General features: G+C 75.8%; 2 protein-coding genes. Both read right to left on the reverse strand.

The genetic code is table 11. The features are described from left to right. Positions 1-22: 22 nt before the first annotated feature. Positions 23-793, reverse strand: coding sequence for an MBL fold metallo-hydrolase (locus ACFV0G_RS39030; RefSeq protein WP_380558562.1), 771 nt, complete (start codon positions 791-793; stop codon positions 23-25). A 103-nt stretch (positions 794-896) separates the two neighbouring features. Further along, the gene (locus ACFV0G_RS39035; protein ID WP_380558565.1) at positions 897-1,439 is read right to left on the reverse strand and encodes a GNAT family N-acetyltransferase; all 543 of its coding nucleotides are present in this window, start codon (positions 1,437-1,439) and stop codon (positions 897-899) included. Positions 1,440-1,689 lie beyond the last annotated feature (250 nt).

Here is a 1,689-nt window from a genome sequence, read left to right on the forward strand (position 1 = left end):
GTGCGCCGGGGGCGGGCGGCCGTCAGAGGGCGATGCGCTGCCCCGGCTTCGGCAGGTGCAGCAGAGCGGTCAGGCCGGCCTCGGCGAAGGCGGCGGCCAGCGCATCCCCGTCCTCAGTGAAGTGCGCCCAGTGCTCGAAGTGCAGCGGGACGACCGCCCGCGCCTCCAGCAGCCGCGCCGCCTCGGCCGCGTCGCCGGCGGTGAGCGTCAGCGGGGCGTCCGGGACGAGCGGGGTGCGGGCCGCGCCCGCGAACAGCACCGCCACGTCGATGGGGCCGAGCCGGTCCGCGATCTCCCGGACGACCGTCAGCGAGGCGTTGTCCCCGCTCACGTACACGGTCGGCAGGCCGTCACCGGCCAGCACGAAGCCGGTGACCTCGCCCACCAGGTGCTCCGAGCCGTCCGGGCCGTGCTGCGCGGGCACTCCGGTGATCCGCAGCTCACCGCCGCCGGGCCGCGGCAGCGTGACGGTCTGCCAGTTCGGGACCGCGCGGACGGATCCGCCCGACCGGGCCTGCGCCGCACCGGTGCTCAGCACCAGCGGCACGCCGGCCAGGAGGGCACGGCCCGCGGTGTCCAGGTTGTCCGGGTGCTGGTCGTGCGAGAGCAGCACCGCGTCCACCGCCCCGACCTCGTCCGCGCCGACCGCCGGGCCGGCCGTCTTCACCAGTCTGCGCGCTCCGACCGGGTACTCCCCCGGACCGTCGAAGGTCGGATCGGTCAGCAGCCTCAGCCCGCCGAGTTCGAGCACGGCGGTCGGACCGCCGAGGTAGTGGACGGTCAGCGCGGTCATGGTCCCCTCCATCCGGCGACCGCCACGAACGGCGATCGCCTCCACCCGTCCGAAGCCCCCGCGCGCACCGGGTATTCCCCTCGCGCGTACCGCCGACGGACGGTCAGACCGCGGCCCGGAGCACCTGCGCGGTGACGTCGTCGCGCAGCACGCTGTAGCGCACCACGTCGCGCCAGCGGCCGTCCCGGAACCCCGCACTGCGCAGCACCCCTTCGCGGAGGAAGCCGCACTTCTCCAGTGCCCGCTGCTCGGCGGTGTTCGCAGTCTCGGTGTCCGCCTCGATCCGCATCACCGGCGTGTGGGCGAAGAGGTAGCGGACCAGCGCCGCCTGCGCCCGGGTGCCGATGCCCCGCCCGCGGGCCGCGGGCCGCAGCTGGATCCCCATGTTCCAGTAGTACGAGCTGCGCGTGGCCGCGACCTTCCGCCAGGCCACGAAGCCCTGCGCGGCGGCCCCGGCCTCCACCATCAACTGTCCGCCGTCGTCGCCCAGCAGGCCGTCCTGCGCCCACCGACGGCGCCACCTCGCCGGGTCGGACCACCCGTGCCACTGGAACGGACCGGTGGCCTCCGGATCCGTCAGGAACGATTCGAGCAGCGGCAGGTCGGCCTCGAACACCGGGCGCAGTATCACGGGATCGTCGCTCACCGGATCACCCTAGTGGCTCGCACTCCCACGGCTCCCGGGAATCCGGCCGCTCGCCGGGCGCACCCCGACCGCCGCGCGGAGCCGCCGGGGACGGCCCCGCCACGGACGGGTGAACGCCGGCCGAACCCGCGCACCCCGCGGCCGGGGCGCGGGGACGGGGCCCGCGCGGACGCACCGCAACACGCGGCGCCGCCTACCGGAGGTGGCGGCGGAGTGCGGCACTAGACTGGCTCGCAGCGCGGTCCGACCG

Origin of the sequence: Kitasatospora sp. NPDC059571 (assembly GCF_042735675.1) — a bacterium.
In the GTDB taxonomy this organism is placed as follows: domain Bacteria; phylum Actinomycetota; class Actinomycetes; order Streptomycetales; family Streptomycetaceae; genus Kitasatospora.